This window comes from Streptococcus chosunensis (assembly GCF_003626515.1).
Lineage (GTDB): Bacteria > Bacillota > Bacilli > Lactobacillales > Streptococcaceae > Streptococcus > Streptococcus chosunensis.
This window is the reverse complement of the sequence record NZ_RBCK01000001.1, coordinates 129,003-147,316: the sequence shown is the minus strand read 5'-3', so window position 1 is coordinate 147,316 and position 18,314 is coordinate 129,003. Positions and strand designations below refer to the sequence as shown.

Below are 18,314 nucleotides of genomic sequence, written 5' to 3'. Positions count from 1 at the left end.
TAAAATCCTTTTCCTATTTTTAATTTGTTTTTGAACTAGTTGCTTTCGTTGACGAAGATGTCTCCGACGAACTGCTTGTAGTTGAATTTGATGTGCTTGAACTTGGTGCTACTGGTTTTGTAGTCACCTTCATTGTCGTGTCGAACGGAGTAATAACTGCCGGTAAGACAACACCATTGCGATCGATTGCCTGCAAAGGTACTGAACCACTGTAATTACCTGTTATGCGTTCGCTGGTTGGTAAAAGCGCAATAACTTTGTCAATCTTAGCTAATGTTTCCTGGTCAGTTGTGACCGAAACTCGTTCGTTTGACACGGTTATACTATCAATTTGTAACTTGGGATCAATCTGGCTTTGGTCAACTTGTGGCACAACAAGCATCCCATCTCGCTTAACCTTCTTCCCAACTTTCACTGTAATCTTTTGAGGCGTTGCCACAGCGGTCAATCCACTTGGAAGATTTTCAATATTCAAGGGAACTTCAATCGTTCCAACACTGGCATCCGTCAAATCAGCAGTTACCTTAAACTTACGAGTGCTCTCCTGCATTTCGCTGGCCAAGGTCACACGATTGGCTCCGGTTAATACCACTGAAACTTCTGATGCAAATCCGCTAATGAAATACTGGTCATCATCATAGTGAATAACGATAGGAACGTTCGTTATCGTATTGGTGTAAGTTTCTGATTTAACCTGCCTTGCGGTATTACTATTTTGAAAGTTGGTTGACGTTGCATAGATGAATAAGATACAAGCAAAAAAGAGAGATGAAATGATGTATAGACTATTTTTTCTCATATTTCCAACCTCCTAACAAACGGTCCTTGAAACTGACTTTTTCCTCAACGACTGGCAAAAGAATTGCTCGTAGCTCTGCTTCAAATTCTTCAATCGTCAAGTCGTGCTTGAAGACCCCGTTGTAGGTAATAGAAATACCACCTGTTTCCTCTGAGACGATGAAGGTCAAGGCATCGGATACTTCTGACAAACCGATAGCCGCCCGGTGTCTGGTCCCAAATTCCTTTGAAATCCCTGTGCTTTCTGTTAAGGGTAGATAGGCAGAGGTGACTGCAATCCGATTTTCTCTGATAATCACAGCACCATCGTGTAGGGGAGTGTTGGGGATAAAGATATTAATAAGGAGTTCAGCTGAAATATTGGCATCCAAAGGAATCCCTGTCGCAATGTATTCTTGCAAGGTCCGAACTCGTTGGATGGCAACCAGAGCACCAATCTTACGAGGACTCATATATTCAACCGACTTGACAAAGGCACGAATCATTTGCTCCTCTGCACTAATTTGAGCAGTAGAAAAGAAATCTGTCGCCCTTCCCAAACGTTCCAAACCAGTCCGAATCTCTGGAGAGAAGATCACAACTGCAGCAATGACACCATAGGTGATAATCTGATTAATCAACCAAGAAATCGTTGTTAAACCAAGGATATTGGCCACAACCTGGGCTAATACAAAGATCACAACTCCCCGCACCAAAATCATAATCTTGGTACCAGCTATCGCTTTTGTAAAACGATATAAAATATAGGCCACAATCAAAATATCAAACACATTGATGGCAATACTCCAAGGACTAGAAAACAAGCTAGTCCAATATTGCAGGTTGGATAATTGTTGAAAGTTCATCTGCTGTCTCCTCTCTGTCCAAACACGTTCCTTTCTATTATACCATTTTTCTGACATTTTTTTCCCTATCCTACTTCATTTTAAATTAAAGAAAAAATATGATAAAATAAACTGATACTCAATGAAAATCAAAGAGCAAACTAGGAAGCTAGCCGCAGGTTGCTCAAAACACTGTTTTGAGGTTGTGGATAGAACTGACGAAGTCAGTAACCATGGCTACGGTAAAGCGCCGCTGACGTGGTTTGAAGAGATTTTCGAAGAGTATGACTAGAAAAAACAAAGGAGAAACCATGTCTCAACTCTATGATATTACCATTGTAGGTGGTGGTCCTGTCGGGCTTTTTGCAGCCTTCTATGCCCATCTACGCCAAGCCAAGGTCCAAATCATCGACTCTCTTCCCCAACTAGGGGGACAACCTGCTATTCTCTATCCTGAAAAGGAAATCCTAGACGTCCCAGGTTTCCCAAATCTGACTGGAGAAGAGTTGACCAACCGCTTGATTGAACAACTAAACAGCTTTGATACCCCAGTTCATCTCAATGAAACAGTTCTTGAGATTGAAAAACAAGAAGAGGGCTTTAAGATTACAACCTCTAAAGGAAGTCACCTATCAAAAACTGTTATCATCGCTATGGGTGGCGGTGCCTTCAAACCACGTCCTCTGGAACTGGAAGGCGTTGAGAGCTATGAAAATATCCACTACCACGTTTCCAACATCCAGCAATATGCTGGTAAGAAAGTGACGATTCTTGGTGGAGGAGACTCGGCTGTGGATTGGGCATTGGCTTTTGAAAAAATTGCACCAACTACCCTTGTTCACCGCAGAGATAATTTTCGCGCCTTGGAGCACAGTGTTCAAGCCTTACAGGAATCATCTGTGAGCATCAAGACACCATTCGTCCCTAGCCAACTCCTTGGAGATGGAAAAACGCTCGATAAACTTGAAATCACAAAAGTCAAATCTGATGAAACCGAAACGATTGACCTAGACCACCTCTTTGTCAACTATGGTTTCAAATCTTCTGTCGGTAACCTTAAAAACTGGGGTCTGGACCTCAACCGCCACAAGATTATCGTCAACAGCAAACAGGAATCCAGCCAAGCAGGTATCTATGCTATCGGTGACTGCTGCTACTATGACGGAAAAATTGATCTGATTGCGACAGGCCTCGGAGAAGCACCAACCGCTGTTAACAACGCCATCAACTACATCGACCCTGAGCAAAAAGTACAACCAAAACACTCTACTAGTTTATAAAAAAGAACCACGAGTCCTACGATTCGTGGTTTTATAGTTCATCGGCTATCTTATTGATTTTTCTGAGTCTGTGGTTGACACCACTTTTGGTCAGGGGATTGCTGAGGCTATCCGCTAACTGCTGGATAGAGTAGTCTGGGTGCTGAATCCGTAGCTGCGCTACCTCCTGCAAATCCACTGGCAGATTTTCTAAGCCCATGATATCTTTGATTTTACTGATATTGTTGATAGTCTTCATGCTGGCAGAAACTGTCCGTGCGATATTAGCTGTCTCGGCATTATTGGCTCGATTGAGGTCATTACGGGTTTCTCGCAAAATCTTAACCCTCTCAAAATCATCACGCGCCTGCATGGCTCCGATTACTATCAAGAAATCCATAATATCTTCGGCTCGCTGGAGATAGGTCACAGCCCCCTTCTTGCGCTCAAGCACCTTGGCATCCAGTAAAAACTGCTGGAGAAGGGAGGCAATCCCTTGCGCGTGGTCCAGATAAACAGAACTGATTTCCAACTGGTACTTACCTGATTCAGGGTCACGAATACTTCCATTTGCCAAGAAAGCACCACAGAGATAGGCACGGCCTGCTTCCTCGTCTGATAAAATCTCCTCATCAATACCTGTTTCTAGACCAAAGAAAGAGTCGGCCAAGTGCAAATCACTTAACAAGTCCTGCACCTTTTCATCTGTAAAAACGGTATATACTCGATTCTTACGAAGATTGCTCCGTTGGTGGTGGCGGATTTCTGATTTGATTTCATAAAAATGGAGAAAGGACTCATAGAGGTGCCGAGCCAGCTTGGCATTTTCTGTCACGACAGACAAGGTCAAGCCCGAAGTTGAGAGACCGATACTACCAGACATCTTGATAATGGCAGATAATTCATGCCGGCTCAGATGGTGCTGACCTAGGATTTCTTCTTTTACTGCTACTGTGAAACTCATTTTCTCACCTGTATAATGCGCATCAATTCGTCCACAATCAAATCCCCATCGTGAAAGGCACCTCCATTTTCCAGACGAAGGAAGTTAGATGAAATCACGCGCGGAACTTGCTTACAAAGACCAGCAAAATCATGTTCCACCTGGACCAAGTATTCATCAAAGCGATTGGAATTCATGTATTCCTGAGGTACTTTTTCGATATTCACCAAAACAGTATCGATAAAAGCTCGACCAAGGTGGCGATGCAAAACCTCCACGTGGTCACTATCTGTAAAGTGTTCCGTCTCCCCACGTTGGGTCATAATATTGCAAACATAGGCGATTTCTGCCTTGGTTTCCAAAAGCGCCTTCCCAATCTCCTTAATCACGATATTGGGCAAAATCGAGGTAAAGAGGGAACCAGGTCCGAGGACAATCATGTCACTTTCAAGAATGGTTTGCACCACTCGACGGCTAGCCAGAGGTGTATCATCGTTGAGGGTATTGGTCACATAGACATGGTCAATCATGCCTGCATGGTCTGCAATGTGGCTCTCTCCAGCTACCTCTGTCCCATCCTGAAAAACTGCATGCAGGGTCAAAGGATGGTCACTGGAAGGATAAATCTTCCCTGTTGTATGGAAAAATTTACTCAATAACTGCATGGCATTATAGGTCGAACCCTGCATTTCTGATAGGCCAGCGATAATGAGATTACCCAATGGATGACCCGCAAAGGCTCCAGCATCTTCAGAAAAACGGTACTGAAAGACTTTCTCATAAAACTTAGGCATATCCGACATAGCCACAAGTACATTGCGAAGATCACCTGGCGGTGTCAACTGTTGCATATTTTTTCGGAGTTCACCTGATGAACCACCATCATCCGCCACCGTTACGATAGCAGCGATTTCCACATCTTTTTCACGCAGACTTTTAAGAATGACAGGGATCCCAGTCCCTCCACCAATCACCGTTATCTTTGGTTTTCTCATGAACGGTTTACCGTTTCCTTTCTTCGGTCTTTGTCGCGATGCCCTTCATTAACAGGCCAATTCTTGGATAAGTCCTGCGCCAAGCGTTTAGCAAAGGCCACACTACGGTGTTGCCCACCCGTACACCCCATGGCAATGGTCAAAACGGACTTACCTTCCTTTTGGTAACTTGGCAAAATCGGCTCAATCAAGGTCAACAAATGTTGATAGAAGTCTTCTGACTCAGGGTGATTCATGACATAGTCATAAACTGGTTCATCTACACCCGTTTGGTTTCGCAGTTCTGGAAGGTAGTATGGATTTGGCAAGAAACGGACATCAAAAACCAAGTCTGCATCAATCGGGATTCCATATTTAAAGCCAAAAGACATGACTTCGATACGGAAAGACTGGGCTTGTTCCTGATCAGAAAACTGCTCTGCAAGGGTTTTGCGCAGCTCACGTGGAGTAAGTTCAGTTGTATCCACCACATTTTGACTCATATTTTTCAAAGGCGCCAAGAGTTCACGTTCCAGCTTGATTCCATCCAAAATCCGTCCATCTGCAGCTAGAGGGTGACTTCGTCTAGTTTCCTTGTAACGAGCTACCAATTCTTTATCAGCTGCATCCAAAAAGAGAATTTTAAAGTCCAGTTCTTCCTTATTTTCCAACTCATCCAAAACAGCTTGAATTTCTGAAAAGAAAGAACGGCTACGCATATCCACTACCAAGGCCAACTTATGGTCGTCTTCCTTTGTTTCCACCAACTGCAAAAACTTAGGCAAGAGAGCTGGAGGCATATTGTCAATAGTAAAATAACCCAAATCTTCGAAGGACTGAATGGCAACTGTTTTCCCTGCGCCACTCATCCCTGTTACAATCACCAAGTGAAGTTGTTTCTTTGTCATCTTTTTCTCCTTATATCAAAAGAAGTTTGGCAACACCAAACTTCAACTAGCTTATCCAATCTCTGCGATGACTTCGATTTCGACTTTTACATCACGAGGAAGACGAGCTACCTCCACAGCTGAACGAGCTGGAAATTCCTCTTTAAAGGCCGTTTGGTAAACCTCGTTAAAAGGAACAAAGTCGTTCATATCGCTCAAGAAGCAAGTTGTTTTGACAACATGGTCAAAGTCTGTTCCTGCTTCTGCCAAAATAGCACCGATGTTTTTCAAGACTTGTTCTGTCTGTTCTTGGATCGTTTCTCCAACGATTTCCCCAGTTTCAGGAGATAGAGGAACTTGACCACTAGCAAACAAAAGGTTGCCAACGATTTTTCCTTGAACATATGGTCCGATAGCCTTTGGAGCTTTGTCTGTATGAATTGTTTTTGCCATTTCTTTACCTCATAATTTTTCTAAAATTGCATCCCAAGCTTGATCCATCCCTGCCTTGCTGACAGATGAAAAGAGAATAAAGTCGTCACTTGGGTCAAAGTTTAATTTCTTTTTGATTGCTGATTCGTGCTTGTTCCATTTACCACGAGGAATCTTGTCCGCCTTAGTCGCCACAATGATAACCGGAATCTCATAATACTTGAGAAATTCGTACATCTGTACATCATCTGCTGACGGGTCATGACGAAGGTCAACTAAACTAACCACCGCACGGAGATTTTCCCGAGTTGTTAGGTACTCCTCAATCATGCGCCCCCACTTTTCACGTTCCTTTTTAGAAACGCGGGCATAGCCATAACCAGGCACATCCACAAAGCGCATCTTGTCATCAATGTTAAAGAAGTTGAGAAGCTGGGTTTTACCAGGTTTCCCTGATGTTCGGGCTAGATTCTTACGGTTCAGCATAGTGTTGATAAAGCTAGATTTACCAACATTGGAACGCCCTGCTAGGGCAATCTCTGGCAGTTCATCCTGCGGATAGTGGGATTTATTGGCCGCACTGAGCAAGATTTCTGCATTGTGTGTATTAAGTTCCATAGTCACCTCTAGGCTGTTTCTAGGATTGGTTTATCCGTTCCATCGACAGCTTCTTTTGTGATGCGGACCAATTTCACATTTTCCTGACTCGGTACTTCAAACATGACATCTAGCATGGTTTCTTCGATAATCGAGCGAAGACCACGCGCACCGGTTTTGCGTTCGATAGCCTTATTGGCGATTTCTTGAAGGGCTTCGTCGTCAAATTCCAACTCGACATCATCATAAGATAGCAAGGTTTGGTACTGTTTCACCAAGGCATTTCTTGGCTCTTTCAAGATACGAACCAAGTCATCCACTGTCAATTGCTCCAGAGCTGCAAAGACTGGCAAGCGCCCAATCAACTCAGGGATAATACCAAATTTTTGAATATCCTCTGCGATGATTTCTTGCATGTAAGAGCTATTTTCATCAATCGCTTTATTATTTTGACCAAAGCCGATAACCTTTTCACCCAGACGTTGTTTAACGATTTCTTCAATACCATCAAAGGCTCCACCCACGATGAAGAGGATATTTTTAGTATCCACTTGAATCATCTCTTGTTGCGGATGTTTGCGTCCACCTTGAGGCGGCACACTAGCAACAGTTCCCTCGATAATCTTGAGAAGGGCTTGTTGTACCCCTTCACCAGAAACGTCGCGTGTAATCGATACGTTCTCGCTCTTCTTGGCAATCTTGTCAATTTCATCCACGTAGATAATCCCACGTTCTGCACGTTCGATGTTAAAGTCAGCAGCCTGCAAGAGTTTGAGGAGGATATTTTCCACGTCCTCACCCACATAACCAGCCTCAGTAAGAGCTGTGGCATCTGCGATCGCAAAAGGCACATTCAAGCTCTTAGCCAAGGTCTGAGCAAGGAAAGTCTTCCCTGAACCAGTTGGGCCGATCATCAAGATGTTTGACTTCTGCAAATCCACATCTTCCGACTCTTCACGTGTATCGTGGAAATTGATGCGTTTGTAGTGGTTGTAAACTGCCACTGCCAAGGCACGTTTGGCACGATCTTGACCAATTACATAGTGGTTCAATATATGGAGGAGTTCGATTGGTTTTGGTACCTCAGACAAGTCTGCCAAGACTTCCTCAGCCAACTCCTCTCGAATGATTTCCTGGGCCAACTCTACACATTCATTACAGATAAAGGCGTTGTTCCCAGCGATTATTTTTTGTACTTCTTCTTGGCTTTTGCCACAAAATGAGCAATAAACCATCATATCATTATTCCTATTTGTAGGCATGATTTCCTTCCGTTCTATTCTATACTGTCATTCTATCTAAAATAAGGTCATGTAAAAAGCATGGATACTATTGACCAAATTGGTAAAGGCATTTAACCATAGCAGGACAGAAAGTCCATAACGCTTTTTACGAAAAGCCTGTGCCCCAGCAAGCAAACAGACCAAACACAGCATGGCTGTGAAAAAACCAAATATACTACGTTCCATTAGACTTCCTTTCTCTTGCGGTATTGGATGGTAAAATCATAAAGATTTTTCTCATCTTTGGTATAAGATTTGCTTGAAACCGTCTCAAAAAGAGACAAGTCAAACTCTTCAGGAAAAAAGGTATCTCCTTCCACCCGAGCATGAATTTGAGTCACAATGACTTCATCAAGATAGGGTTCAAAAGCCTGAAAAATTTGCTTCCCACCGATAATATAGAGATTCTTGTCTTGAGCCTGATACCAGTCCAAGACAGACTGGACATCATAAAAAGTAGTAACACCATCTATCTTTTCTTCCGGGTTACGTGTCAAAATCAAGGTCTCCCGTTTTGGAAGCAAGCGACGTCCCATTCCATCAAAGGTCACACGCCCCATCAATATAGCATGATTCAAAGTTGTTTCTTTAAAGTGTTGCAATTCTGCTGGCAAATGCCAAGGCAGACGATTGTCCTTACCAATCACACCCTCTTCATCCTGGGCCCAAATAGCTACGATTTTCTTAGTCATGCTTCCATCCTTTTCACTGATAGTACTATTTTATCAAAAAACTAAAAAAAAGACTGGTTTGGAATGCGTTCAGTTCGATAGAAAAGAAGCAGGCTAGCTTTAGCCTGCTTCTCCTGTCCCTAGGACATGCGTTTTTTTGCTTCTGATTCAATTTTTTTAACTACTTCTTGAATACTTAGTCCAGTTGTATCAAGGTAAACTGCATCCTCTGCTTGTTTGAGAGGTGAAGTCTCACGATGGCTATCCTTGTAGTCACGCGCAGCAATTTCCTCTTTTAGAGTTTCAAGGTCTGTTTCAATTCCCTTGGCAATATTTTCCTTGTAACGGCGCTCTGCTCTTTCATCGACAGAAGCTACTAGGAAAATTTTCAATTCTGCTTGTGGCAATACAACCGTTCCAATATCGCGACCATCCATGACAATCCCACCTTGCTGGGCGATTTCTTGTTGGAGAGAAACTAGTTTTTCACGCACTTCAGGAATTGCCGCAATAGCAGAAACATAATTGGTCACTTCATTTTCACGAATAGGATGGGTAATATCCACATCTCCTACAAAGACAAGCTGTTCTCCAGCTTCTGAGCGCCCAAAACTGATTGGATGCTGGTCCAATAAGGATAGAAGTGCTTCCACTTCTTCTACTCCTAACTGGTTCTTGAGAGCCATATAGGTCGCTGCACGATACATAGCACCTGTATCTAGGTAGGTGTAACCAAAATCCTTGGCAATAATCTTTGCGACTGTACTCTTACCACTTGAAGCTGGACCATCGATAGCAATTTGAATCGTCTTCATTTATGACTCCTATCTAGTCTTAATTACATCTCCAGGATTTGCAAACCAAGACCCTGTAGCCATATGCCCAGGATTCAAGGCCTCTAACTGAGCAATAGAAATTCCTGCACGAGCGGCAATGGCTGCTTCTCCTTCTCCAGCCATGACTTTTGTCGTTCCTTCTGAATCAGTTGGATGTTCTGAGCTACTAGATGACTCTTCTACCTTCTCCTCTGAACTAGAAGACGCCTGCTCTGAACTACTACTAGATGTAGAAGAAACTTGCTCTACTTTTGTATCTGAATCGTGAAAATCTTTCAAGGCTGCCGTGCGATTACTCCCACCCGATGAAAGATAGATAAGAACAATAATCATCACGACTACAATCACAAAGAAAATACTTGCTAAAATAGTTAAGATACGATTAGCCAGCACTCCTCCACCTTGTTCTCTTTTGCGGCGTTGTGTTCTTGTTTCTTCTTGATTCTCATAAATATCTTCTTGCCACGGTTCTTTTGCCATACCTTACTCCTTGTTTTTTTTTACTTTTCTTATTACAATATAAATATGAAAATCACACTTATACCTGAACGCTGCATTGCCTGTGGGCTTTGTCAAACTTATTCTGAATTATTTGATTACCACGATAATGGAATCGTGCGTTTTTACGATGATCCTGATCAACTAGAAAAAGAAATTTCTCCTAGTCAGGACGTCGTAGAAGCTGTTAGAAACTGTCCGACACGTGCCTTGATTAAAGATCAACTCTAATATCGACAAGAACGTTCCACTCCTTCTAGTTTAGCATATTTCCATGCAAAATTATAGTCTTTTCTCTTTATTTTTTTCTGTAAAATCAGGAAGATCACTTTTTTCTTTGATAAGATAAAGTGGTCTTTTTTTGGTCTCTAGATAAATCTTACTGATGTACTTGCCGAGAATCCCAATGGTCAAGAGTTGAATCCCACCAAGGAAGAGAATAACAGCCATCAGAGAGGTCCAACCTGACGTCGGATTGCCCAAAATAAGAGTCCGAACCACAACAAAAAAAGTCATTAGTAGAGAAATAAAACAAGATAGGAGACCTGCCACAAAGGCTATAATCAAGGGAAAATCTGAAAAATTAACAATCCCTTCAATGGAGTAGAAAAAGAGTTGCCTAAAACTCCAACTGGTCTTGCCGGCCTGTCTTTCGACATTTGGATAGTCCAGATAGTGGGTTTTAAAACCGACCCAGGCAAAAAGTCCTTTAGAAAAACGATTGGACTCAGTCAAGCTTAAAATGGCATCGACCACAGACCTTCTCATCATGCGAAAATCACGGACACCTGACGGCAAGGCTACTGGACTAATTTTTTGCATAAGGCGATAAAAGAGATTAGCGCAGAGACTACGTAAAACTGGTTCTCCCCCTCGACTGGTTCTCCGTGTTCCTACACAGTCCAAATCTGCATTTTGGTCTAGTAAGTTTTTCATCTCAAGCAACATACTAGGAGGATCCTGGAGGTCTGCATCCATCACCACCACTAGGTCTCCTGTCGCATATTGTAAGCCTGCATACAGAGCTGCTTCTTTGCCAAAATTTCGTGAGAAAGAAATATAATGCACTGCCGGATTTTGCTCCCGATAGGCCTTTAAGAGTTTCAAGGTCCCATCACTTGATCCATCATCGACAAAGACGTACTCGATTTCCGTTTCCAAATCTGGAAGTAAAGCTTCCAAAGCCTGATAAAAAAGAGGAAGTACTTCCTCTTCGTTTAAACAGGGGACAATGATTGACATCACCATCTTAGTCTTCAAATCCATTTGGATGCTTGCTCTGCCAACGCCATGCGTCTTCACACATTTGAGTGATGCCGAGTTCTGCTTCCCAGCCCAGTTCTGCTTTAGCTTTTGCAGGATCTGAATAGCAGGCTGCGATATCACCTGGGCGGCGTTCAACGATACGGTAAGGAATTGGGCGCCCCACTGCTTTTTCCATGTTTTGGATAATTTCAAGAACAGAATAACCTTTACCTGTTCCAAGGTTATAAACGTTTAGACCTGAACCTTTTTGGATTTTTTTCAGTGCTGCAACGTGACCTTTAGCCAAATCGACAACGTGGATATAGTCACGAACACCAGTTCCGTCTTCCGTATCGTAATCATCCCCAAATACTTGCACTTGCTCTAATTTACCAACGGCTACTTGAGTCACATATGGCAAGAGGTTGTTTGGAATACCGTTTGGATTTTCTCCCAAATCACCACTCTCATGGGCTCCGATTGGGTTGAAATAACGAAGCAAGACCACATTCCATTCTGAGTCTGCCTTGTAAATATCCGTCAAAATTTCCTCAAGCATAAGCTTAGTGCGGCCATAGGGATTGGTCACTGAAAGTGGGAAATCTTCCAAGATTGGCACTGTATGAGGATCTCCGTAAACTGTCGCAGAAGAACTGAAGATGATGTTTTTACAGTTGTTTTCTTCCATAACTTTCAAAAGGCTAACAGTCCCTGCGATATTGTTATCATAATAGGCAAGAGGAATACGAGTAGATTCACCGACAGCCTTCAAACCAGCAAAGTGAATAACCCCTGTTGGTTCTTCTTGCTTGAAAATATCTCTGAGGGTATCAGTGTCACGGATATCTGCCTCATAGAAAGGCACTTCAACTCCTGTGATTCTCTCAACAACTTCTAAACTTTTTCTGTTACTATTAACAAGGTTATCCACCACAACAACTTGATGACCTGCTTGGATTAACTCAATAACAGTGTGGGTTCCGATAAATCCTGCTCCACCCGTTACCAAAATCTTTTCTTGCATCTTCTTTCCTCGATTCTCGGATTATTTTTTCTTATTTTACCATTTTTGATAGGGAATGTCATTTGCCATCCTAGAGGGATGACTAAAATTTTAGTAAAATGCTTATTCGCTTTTTACCCGTTTGACATAGTTTTCAATTGGGTAGTTTAGAGGGTCCAAGGTTAACTCCCTATCTTGAATCAGTTGAGCTAGATGGTAACCAATGATAGGACCAGTTGTGAGACCTGATGAACCTAGTCCACTAGCAACATAGACACCTGCTAAGCCAGGTACTTGCCCAAAGAAAGGAGAGAAATCGCTGGTATAGGCACGGATTCCCACACGCTCAGCTCTTGAAGTCGCTACTGCCAAGACTGGATAGTGAGGCAAGGCTGCCTCCTCCATTTGTTGGAGTAAGGTTTCATCTACCGTCAAATCAAATCCCATATCATTTTCATGGGTAGCGCCTAGGGATAATTTCCCACCTGCAAAAGGAATCAAATCCCACTCCCCTTCTGGCATAACAACAGGGTAAGCTTCCATGTCTTGGGAAAGTTGATAATCTCGGAGTTGTCCCTTTTGGGGACGAACATCTACTTCATAACCTAAAGGTTCTAACAGGTGTCCCAACCAAGCTCCCGTCGCCAAAATAACCTGATCAAACACTTCTTCGTCAATCTGGTAACCTGATGCTAAAGGTGTCAGAGTTACTTTTTCTTTGACCAGCTTGATCTGACTGGCTTCCAGTAAACGAGTCACTAAGAGTTGACCATCTACTCTCGCTCCACCAGAAGCATAGAGCAAGTGATCAAATCCCTGCAAGCCAGGGAATAATTCATTTGCTAATGCTTGGTCCAGAATGGCTAATTGCCCTATCAAGGGAGATTCTTCTCTACGCTGGAGGGCTAGTTGATAGAGTTCTTCCAACTTAGTTTCATCCTTTTTCAGGAGAAAGACTCCCGAACGCTGGTAAAAGTCGATTTCTTGCCCTGACTTCTCTAAATCAGCTAATAAATCCACATAAAAGTCAGCCCCCAAGCGCGCCATCTTATACCAGGCCTTATTGCGGCGTTTGGAAAACCAAGGGCTGATAATTCCTGCTGCTGCCTTGGTAGCCTGACCTTGTCCATGGTCAAAGACGGTTACTTCTAGATCACTTTCTTTCGAAAGGTAGTAGGCAGCTGTTGCACCTACAATCCCTGCTCCAATAATAGCAACTTTTTTCATTGTCTTCACCTTCTAACTAGATATGGTGGAAAGGATTGGTCGATGCTTGACTAGGTACAATATCGATTGTCCAGCCTTTTTCCTCTTTCCATTGATTAAGAAGCTCTGCAATTTTTTCCACAAAAAGCACTTCTATATAGTGACCAGGATCCAATGCCAGTAACCCATCAGACAACATATCCTGGGCAGTGTGGTAGTAAATATCACCAGTGATATAGACATCTGCTCCTTTTGCCAAAGCATCCTTATAGAATGACTGCCCGCTTCCACCACAGATGGCCACTCTTGAAAGAGGCTTCTGCAAATCACTCTCTTGATAATGCACCATTCGAAGGCTATCTAAACCAAAGACTTGCTTGACATGTTGGGCCAATTCCCCAAATGTCTGAGGCTGAACATTTCCAATACGACCAATTCCACGTTCTGGACCTGTCTCCTGCAGATAAGTCGTTTCCTTGATACCTAGCATCTGACAGAACCAGTCATTGAGGCCATTTTCAACGATGTCAATATTGGTATGGCTGACATAAACTGCAATGTCATACTTGATGAGATCAATGTAAATCTGATTTTGCGGACGGCTGGCGACCAAGTCCTTGATGGGACGGAAAATCGGCGCGTGCTTAACGATAATCAGGTCCACACCCTTTTCAATGGCTTCAGCCACCGTTTCTTCACGAATATCCAGAGCAACCATGACACTTTGGATATCCTTGTCCAAAGTTCCAATTTGCAGGCCACGACTGTCTCCCTCCATGGAGAATTCCTGAGGGCAAAAGGCTTCATATGCGTTAATTACTTCACTTGCTAGCATGGAGAACCTCCTTGATGGCTTGAATTTTATCTACTAGAACTTGACGTTCCTCCAGATTTTTTTCTGGGATTTGTCCGAGGGCAAACTCTAGCTTAACAGCTTCTTTTTGCCATTTTTGGACAAAGACTGGACTGACCTCTTTGGACAAGAAAGGTCCAAAGCGAACATCACTGGCTGACAGCTTCATTTGTCCTGCTTCCACCACCAAAATCTCGTAAAACTTGCCAGCTTCTTCTAAGATGCTTTCAGCTACAATCTGAAATCCGTTTTCTTGTAGCCAGATACGCAAGTCGTCTTCACGATTATTGGGCTGGAGGATCAATCGTTCTACATTAGCTAACTTGTCCAAGCCTTCTTCTAAAATCCTAGCAATCAAACGGCCACCCATACCTGCTATGGTGATGACCGACACTTGGTCAGTCTCTTCAAAAGCTGCTAATCCATTGGCTAAACGGACTTGGATTTTCTCCTTTAGGCCGTGAGCCTCAACATTTTTGACTGCAGATTGGTAAGGACCTTCCACCACCTCACCCGCAATAGCACTTTTGATTTGGCCTCTTTCGACCAACTCGATAGGCAGATAAGCATGGTCACTCCCCACATCTAGTAAAATGGCTCCCTGTGGCACAAAAGAAGCCACTAACTCTAATCTCTTTGAAATCATCTTCTCTCTCTTTCCAAAACTCTATTACCTCTTATTATACCACATTTCAGCTAGCAATCTTGCACCTAAAAAAACCGCAATCCACAGATTGCAGTCTTTCTTTATTTTCTGGCTTGATAGCGACTTGTCAGGATGAAAATTACGGTAAAGACCAACATCATGACACCATAAACAGGTAATGTTTGTCCTGTTAAGGTTGAAATTTCAAGTAGTTTTTGGATTCTTGGGAAGAGAGCTGTGGCTAGGAAACCTCCTACTGACCAAACAATCAAGAGGACACGCCATAGGGTAAATGGCATGCAGGCTCTAAATACGGATAAGAAACCAATTGATCCCAAGAGATAATAGAGTAGAGTTGAGATTTCTAACTCAGACCAACCTTGGCTACTTCCAAATATTTTCACAAAAAGAACGCTGAAGACGACCATGAGAGCACTTGGTAGAGCACGAAGCATAGATCTTCTGAGGAAGTTTGGCTCAACAGGTTTGATATTTCGCTCAAAAGTCAGAACGAATGGTGGGAAACCTTCCACGAACTGGTCGATCATGGTAATCTGGATCGGAATGAATGGGAAAATCAAAATCCACTCTGACCTTCCTAGAAGGGCACTGGCGATACAGATAACTGCGAGCAAGAAGGAATAAATCGTCTTAATCAAGAAAATCGGTGCGATGTGGGCGATGTTATTGACCACCCGACGGCCTTCGAAGAGAATCTCAGGAACATCATTAAAGTCAGAGTTCAAGAGAACCAGATTGGCAATCTGACGAGTCGCAGGATCTCCCTCAGCCATCACGATAGAACAATCCGCCTCACGAAGGGCTAGGATATCATTGACTCCGTCCCCTGTCATAGCCGTTGTATGCCCTGCTTTTTTCAGCGTTTGGATGATGAGTTTCTTTTGATGAGGGGAAACACGTCCGAAAATAGCTGTCTCTTCAGCCAGGGAAATCAATTCCTCATCCGTGATTTTTGAACAGTCTACATAGCTGTGATAGTCGGCAAAACCAGCTTTCTGGGCAATACTGGAAACTGTAACCGGATTGTCACCAGAGATAATTTTGAGTCCCACTTCTTGAGAACGGAGATAGTCCAGAGTTTCAGCTGCTCCTTCTCGAATAGGGTCCAAAATCTCCAGCAAGGCCAGAGCCTGAATATCAGATGGTTTATGTGGTTTGTGATGGTCTAGTTTTTCCTGACTGACTGCCAAGACCAAGACACGTGACCCTCTCTCCAAGGCCTCTCTGGCTTCTGGGACTTCAGAGTCCAGCAACATCTCAGGCGCACCTAAGAAAACTGTTCCCAAATCTTCTAACTCCATGGCTCCCCACTTGCGGTCGCTTGAGAAGGGAAGATTGGAAATCATAGGGTAGGCTACCTGACCTTGGAAACGCTGGCGAATGGCTTGGGCAGTTGGATTTTTATCCTCACTATGGGCTATGTAGCTGGTCAGGATACTGGCAATGGTCTCTTCACCATAAGTTTCCGTCAGTGGAAGTACAGCCTCCACCTGCATCTTTCCTTGGGTAATGGTGCCCGTCTTGTCCAGACAGAGCATATCCACGCGCGCCAAGGTCTCAACAGAGTACATCTCCTGCACCAAAACCTTTTTCAAGCCCAGCTTAATCACCGCGGTCAGGAGCGAAGTAATAGTCAAAAGGGCGATTCCCTTGGGCAACATTCCCAGTAGGGCTGTCGATGAATTTACAACGGATGACTTAAGAGGCAGGCCTTTTAAGATCAAAGCTTCTAGCAGGAGAGCTAGACCAAAGGGAATGATAATCTTCCCAGTAAAACCAGCTAGCTTGTCCAGCGATTTCATGATACGGGAGTTGATAGGTTTCACAGTCTTAGCCTCAAGCATAAGTTTAGCAGCATAGTTGTCTGCACCGACATGGTGAACTTGAGCTAAAACTGCCCCACTGGCTAGGAAACTTCCTGACAAAAGCAAGGTATCCACTTCCTTTTGCACCAAATCACTTTCCCCCGTCAACATGGCTTCATTGACTTCCGCAAAGCCTTCCAAAACCAAGGCATCACTGGGAATCTGCTCTCCAGCAGACAAACGAATGACATCTCCTAACACCAATTCTTCAGGATTCAGAGCCACTTCTTGGCCATCACGAATAGTCTTGACCTTTTCCTTGGTCATGAGATTGAGCTTGTCCACCATGTGTTTGGCCCGCAACTCGGTCACAATTCCAGAAAAAGCGTTAAAGCAGATAACGGCAAAGAAGACCAGATTGCTCCAAGCCTGCACAAAGGCTAGTGCCAAAGCAATGGCAAAGTTCAAAGCGTTAAAAAGGGTAAAGACATTTCGTTTAACGATTTGCCAAGTGCTGGTACTGGCCGAAGCAGTAAAATCATTGACCAAGCCCTTAGCCTGTCTTTCCTTGACTTCTATTTGGGTTAATCCCATAATCTTATTTTTATCCATAAATTCTATCATATCATTTTTTCTCAAAGAATTCTAATCTCATCCTAAATATGCACCTAGTCAAGGGAAAAGTTTGCCAGCCCTCCTTTGATAAGGTATAATAATAACGAGAAAATAATCGAAGGAGATCGCATGTTTTATACTTATTTACGTGGATTGGTTGTCTTGCTCCTCTGGTCCATCAATGGCAATGCCCACTATCATAATACTGATAAAATTCCTAATCAAGATGAAAATTATATTTTGGTTGCGCCTCACCGCACCTGGTGGGATCCTGTTTATATGGCCTTTGCGACCAAACCAAAACAATTTATCTTTATGGCCAAAAAAGAACTCTTTACCAACCGTATCTTTGGTTGGTGGATTCGTATGTGTGGTGCCTTTCCTATCGACCGTGAAAATCCTAGCGCTTCTGCCATCAAATATCCTATCAACGTTCTTAAAAAAAGTGACCGCTCTCTCATCATGTTTCCAAGTGGGAGCCGTCACTCAAACGATGTAAAAGGTGGCGTAGCTCTGATTTCCAAGATGGCCAAGGTCCGTATCATGCCGGTTACCTACACAGGTCCCATGACCTTGAAAGGCTTGGTTAGCCGCGAGCGTGTCGATATGAACTTTGGAAATCCAATTGATATCTCAGATATCAAGAAAATGAATGATGAAGGCATTGAAACAGTCGCCAATCGTATCCAAACAGAATTTCAACGTCTGGACCAAGAAACTAAACAATGGCACAACGATAAAAAACCAAACCCACTCTGGTGGTTTATCCGCATCCCCGCCCTCATCCTTGCGATTATCCTCGCTATCCTAACCATCATCTTTAGCTTTATCGCAAGCTTCGTATGGAATCCAGATAAAAAGAGAGAAAAACTTGGTTAAATAAATACAAGAATCCCTTGGCAAAAGCCAAGGGATAAA

The 18,314-nt window shown here is 43.2% G+C and carries 21 protein-coding genes; 3 read left to right on the top strand and 18 right to left on the bottom strand.

Going from position 1 to position 18,314, the window contains the following annotated elements; genetic code table 11:
* Positions 1 to 19 precede the first annotated feature (19 nt).
* On the bottom strand, positions 20 to 799 hold the full coding sequence (locus tag D7D54_RS00830) for a CdaR family protein (protein WP_042750804.1): 780 nt from the start codon (positions 797 to 799) through the stop codon (positions 20 to 22).
* Positions 786 to 1,643, bottom strand: coding sequence for a diadenylate cyclase CdaA (gene cdaA, locus D7D54_RS00825; RefSeq protein WP_049487014.1), 858 nt, complete (start codon positions 1,641 to 1,643; stop codon positions 786 to 788). The genes D7D54_RS00830 and cdaA overlap by 14 nt, the downstream gene beginning before the upstream one ends.
* 290 nt (positions 1,644 to 1,933) lie before the next feature.
* Here cdaA and D7D54_RS00820 point away from each other — a divergent pair, with 290 nt between their 5' ends.
* Positions 1,934 to 2,902: an NAD(P)/FAD-dependent oxidoreductase gene (locus tag D7D54_RS00820; RefSeq protein ID WP_031237609.1), complete on the top strand. Its 969-nt coding sequence runs from the start codon at positions 1,934 to 1,936 to the stop codon at positions 2,900 to 2,902.
* Between the two features lie 31 nt (positions 2,903 to 2,933).
* On the opposite strand, the gene whiA is transcribed toward D7D54_RS00820, so the two are convergent.
* The 10 genes from whiA to D7D54_RS00770 form a co-directional block, all read right to left on the bottom strand.
* Positions 2,934 to 3,845: a DNA-binding protein WhiA gene (whiA, locus tag D7D54_RS00815; protein ID WP_033677890.1), complete on the bottom strand. Its 912-nt coding sequence runs from the start codon at positions 3,843 to 3,845 to the stop codon at positions 2,934 to 2,936.
* Positions 3,842 to 4,819: a YvcK family protein gene (locus tag D7D54_RS00810; protein ID WP_120718598.1), complete on the bottom strand. Its 978-nt coding sequence runs from the start codon at positions 4,817 to 4,819 to the stop codon at positions 3,842 to 3,844. Before D7D54_RS00810 ends, whiA begins: the two co-directional genes overlap by 4 nt.
* Positions 4,816 to 5,706 carry an RNase adapter RapZ gene (rapZ, locus tag D7D54_RS00805; protein WP_020901711.1) on the bottom strand — a complete coding sequence of 297 codons (891 nt, stop codon included), beginning with the start codon at positions 5,704 to 5,706 and terminating at the stop codon, positions 4,816 to 4,818. Before rapZ ends, D7D54_RS00810 begins: the two co-directional genes overlap by 4 nt.
* 51 nt (positions 5,707 to 5,757) lie before the next feature.
* Positions 5,758 to 6,138, bottom strand: a complete 381-nt coding sequence (locus D7D54_RS00800; protein ID WP_001140420.1) for a RidA family protein — start codon at positions 6,136 to 6,138, stop codon at positions 5,758 to 5,760.
* 9 nt (positions 6,139 to 6,147) lie between these two features.
* Complete coding sequence (gene yihA / locus D7D54_RS00795) at positions 6,148 to 6,735, bottom strand: ribosome biogenesis GTP-binding protein YihA/YsxC (protein WP_020900580.1); 588 nt, start codon at positions 6,733 to 6,735, stop codon at positions 6,148 to 6,150.
* 8 nt (positions 6,736 to 6,743) lie between these two features.
* A complete protein-coding gene (gene clpX, locus D7D54_RS00790; RefSeq protein ID WP_012972566.1) occupies positions 6,744 to 7,976 on the bottom strand; it encodes an ATP-dependent Clp protease ATP-binding subunit ClpX in 1,233 nt (410 codons plus the stop codon).
* A 36-nt stretch (positions 7,977 to 8,012) separates the two neighbouring features.
* Positions 8,013 to 8,183: a hypothetical protein gene (locus D7D54_RS09365; RefSeq protein WP_000442260.1), complete on the bottom strand. Its 171-nt coding sequence runs from the start codon at positions 8,181 to 8,183 to the stop codon at positions 8,013 to 8,015.
* Positions 8,183 to 8,689: a dihydrofolate reductase gene (locus tag D7D54_RS00780; protein WP_020901710.1), complete on the bottom strand. Its 507-nt coding sequence runs from the start codon at positions 8,687 to 8,689 to the stop codon at positions 8,183 to 8,185. Before D7D54_RS00780 ends, D7D54_RS09365 begins: the two co-directional genes overlap by 1 nt.
* 119 nt (positions 8,690 to 8,808) lie before the next feature.
* The gene (cmk, locus tag D7D54_RS00775; RefSeq protein WP_120718597.1) at positions 8,809 to 9,483 is read right to left on the bottom strand and encodes a (d)CMP kinase; all 675 of its coding nucleotides are present in this window, start codon (positions 9,481 to 9,483) and stop codon (positions 8,809 to 8,811) included.
* A gap of 9 nt (positions 9,484 to 9,492) precedes the next feature.
* Positions 9,493 to 9,984 carry an SAG1386/EF1546 family surface-associated protein gene (locus D7D54_RS00770; RefSeq protein WP_020901709.1) on the bottom strand — a complete coding sequence of 164 codons (492 nt, stop codon included), beginning with the start codon at positions 9,982 to 9,984 and terminating at the stop codon, positions 9,493 to 9,495.
* A 45-nt stretch (positions 9,985 to 10,029) separates the two neighbouring features.
* On the opposite strand from D7D54_RS00770, the gene D7D54_RS00765 reads away from it, so the two are divergent.
* Complete coding sequence (locus tag D7D54_RS00765; RefSeq protein WP_162496576.1) at positions 10,030 to 10,233, top strand: ferredoxin; 204 nt, start codon at positions 10,030 to 10,032, stop codon at positions 10,231 to 10,233.
* Positions 10,234 to 10,284: 51 nt separating this feature from the next.
* Here the strand turns inward: D7D54_RS00765 and D7D54_RS00760 are convergent, their stop codons facing one another.
* From D7D54_RS00760 to D7D54_RS00735, 6 genes are all read right to left on the bottom strand, one after another.
* Positions 10,285 to 11,250 carry a glycosyltransferase family 2 protein gene (locus D7D54_RS00760; protein ID WP_031237605.1) on the bottom strand — a complete coding sequence of 322 codons (966 nt, stop codon included), beginning with the start codon at positions 11,248 to 11,250 and terminating at the stop codon, positions 10,285 to 10,287.
* 1 nt (position 11,251) lies between these two features.
* Positions 11,252 to 12,271 (bottom strand): UDP-glucose 4-epimerase GalE, encoded by a 1,020-nt coding sequence (gene galE / locus D7D54_RS00755; protein ID WP_120718596.1) that lies wholly within the window; start codon positions 12,269 to 12,271, stop codon positions 11,252 to 11,254.
* 102 nt (positions 12,272 to 12,373) lie between these two features.
* Positions 12,374 to 13,477 carry an NAD(P)/FAD-dependent oxidoreductase gene (locus tag D7D54_RS00750; RefSeq protein WP_020901707.1) on the bottom strand — a complete coding sequence of 368 codons (1,104 nt, stop codon included), beginning with the start codon at positions 13,475 to 13,477 and terminating at the stop codon, positions 12,374 to 12,376.
* 16 nt (positions 13,478 to 13,493) lie between these two features.
* Positions 13,494 to 14,291 (bottom strand): Nif3-like dinuclear metal center hexameric protein, encoded by a 798-nt coding sequence (locus D7D54_RS00745; protein WP_020901706.1) that lies wholly within the window; start codon positions 14,289 to 14,291, stop codon positions 13,494 to 13,496.
* Positions 14,278 to 14,955: a tRNA (adenine(22)-N(1))-methyltransferase gene (locus D7D54_RS00740; RefSeq protein ID WP_004262347.1), complete on the bottom strand. Its 678-nt coding sequence runs from the start codon at positions 14,953 to 14,955 to the stop codon at positions 14,278 to 14,280. Before D7D54_RS00740 ends, D7D54_RS00745 begins: the two co-directional genes overlap by 14 nt.
* A 101-nt stretch (positions 14,956 to 15,056) precedes the next feature.
* Entirely contained in the window at positions 15,057 to 17,393 is a 2,337-nt protein-coding gene (locus D7D54_RS00735; protein WP_120718594.1) for a cation-translocating P-type ATPase, read from the bottom strand.
* A gap of 132 nt (positions 17,394 to 17,525) precedes the next feature.
* Here D7D54_RS00735 and D7D54_RS00730 point away from each other — a divergent pair, with 132 nt between their 5' ends.
* Positions 17,526 to 18,275 (top strand): lysophospholipid acyltransferase family protein, encoded by a 750-nt coding sequence (locus tag D7D54_RS00730; protein WP_120718593.1) that lies wholly within the window; start codon positions 17,526 to 17,528, stop codon positions 18,273 to 18,275.
* The last annotated feature ends 39 nt before the right edge of the window (positions 18,276 to 18,314 follow it).

Excerpts from the sequence above, each read along its gene's own strand:
- D7D54_RS00765 (WP_162496576.1), top strand. The coding sequence starts at position 10,030 with ATGAAAATCACACTTATACCTGAACGCTGCATTGCCTGTGGGCTTTGT.
- D7D54_RS00735 (WP_120718594.1), bottom strand. The coding sequence starts at position 17,393 with ATGGATAAAAATAAGATTATGGGATTAACCCAAATAGAAGTCAAGGAA.
- D7D54_RS00810 (WP_120718598.1), bottom strand. The coding sequence starts at position 4,819 with ATGAGAAAACCAAAGATAACGGTGATTGGTGGAGGGACTGGGATCCCT.
- D7D54_RS00730 (WP_120718593.1), top strand. The coding sequence starts at position 17,526 with ATGTTTTATACTTATTTACGTGGATTGGTTGTCTTGCTCCTCTGGTCC.
- D7D54_RS00760 (WP_031237605.1), bottom strand. The coding sequence starts at position 11,250 with ATGGTGATGTCAATCATTGTCCCCTGTTTAAACGAAGAGGAAGTACTT.
- D7D54_RS00780 (WP_020901710.1), bottom strand. The coding sequence starts at position 8,689 with ATGACTAAGAAAATCGTAGCTATTTGGGCCCAGGATGAAGAGGGTGTG.
- D7D54_RS00830 (WP_042750804.1), bottom strand. The coding sequence starts at position 799 with ATGAGAAAAAATAGTCTATACATCATTTCATCTCTCTTTTTTGCTTGT.
- D7D54_RS09365 (WP_000442260.1), bottom strand. The coding sequence starts at position 8,183 with ATGGAACGTAGTATATTTGGTTTTTTCACAGCCATGCTGTGTTTGGTC.
- D7D54_RS00820 (WP_031237609.1), top strand. The coding sequence starts at position 1,934 with ATGTCTCAACTCTATGATATTACCATTGTAGGTGGTGGTCCTGTCGGG.
- D7D54_RS00800 (WP_001140420.1), bottom strand. The coding sequence starts at position 6,138 with ATGGCAAAAACAATTCATACAGACAAAGCTCCAAAGGCTATCGGACCA.
- rapZ (WP_020901711.1), bottom strand. The coding sequence starts at position 5,706 with ATGACAAAGAAACAACTTCACTTGGTGATTGTAACAGGGATGAGTGGC.
- yihA (WP_020900580.1), bottom strand. The coding sequence starts at position 6,735 with ATGGAACTTAATACACACAATGCAGAAATCTTGCTCAGTGCGGCCAAT.
- galE (WP_120718596.1), bottom strand. The coding sequence starts at position 12,271 with ATGCAAGAAAAGATTTTGGTAACGGGTGGAGCAGGATTTATCGGAACC.
- whiA (WP_033677890.1), bottom strand. The coding sequence starts at position 3,845 with ATGAGTTTCACAGTAGCAGTAAAAGAAGAAATCCTAGGTCAGCACCAT.
- cdaA (WP_049487014.1), bottom strand. The coding sequence starts at position 1,643 with ATGAACTTTCAACAATTATCCAACCTGCAATATTGGACTAGCTTGTTT.
- cmk (WP_120718597.1), bottom strand. The coding sequence starts at position 9,483 with ATGAAGACGATTCAAATTGCTATCGATGGTCCAGCTTCAAGTGGTAAG.
- D7D54_RS00745 (WP_020901706.1), bottom strand. The coding sequence starts at position 14,291 with ATGCTAGCAAGTGAAGTAATTAACGCATATGAAGCCTTTTGCCCTCAG.
- clpX (WP_012972566.1), bottom strand. The coding sequence starts at position 7,976 with ATGCCTACAAATAGGAATAATGATATGATGGTTTATTGCTCATTTTGT.
- D7D54_RS00750 (WP_020901707.1), bottom strand. The coding sequence starts at position 13,477 with ATGAAAAAAGTTGCTATTATTGGAGCAGGGATTGTAGGTGCAACAGCT.
- D7D54_RS00770 (WP_020901709.1), bottom strand. The coding sequence starts at position 9,984 with ATGGCAAAAGAACCGTGGCAAGAAGATATTTATGAGAATCAAGAAGAA.
- D7D54_RS00740 (WP_004262347.1), bottom strand. The coding sequence starts at position 14,955 with ATGATTTCAAAGAGATTAGAGTTAGTGGCTTCTTTTGTGCCACAGGGA.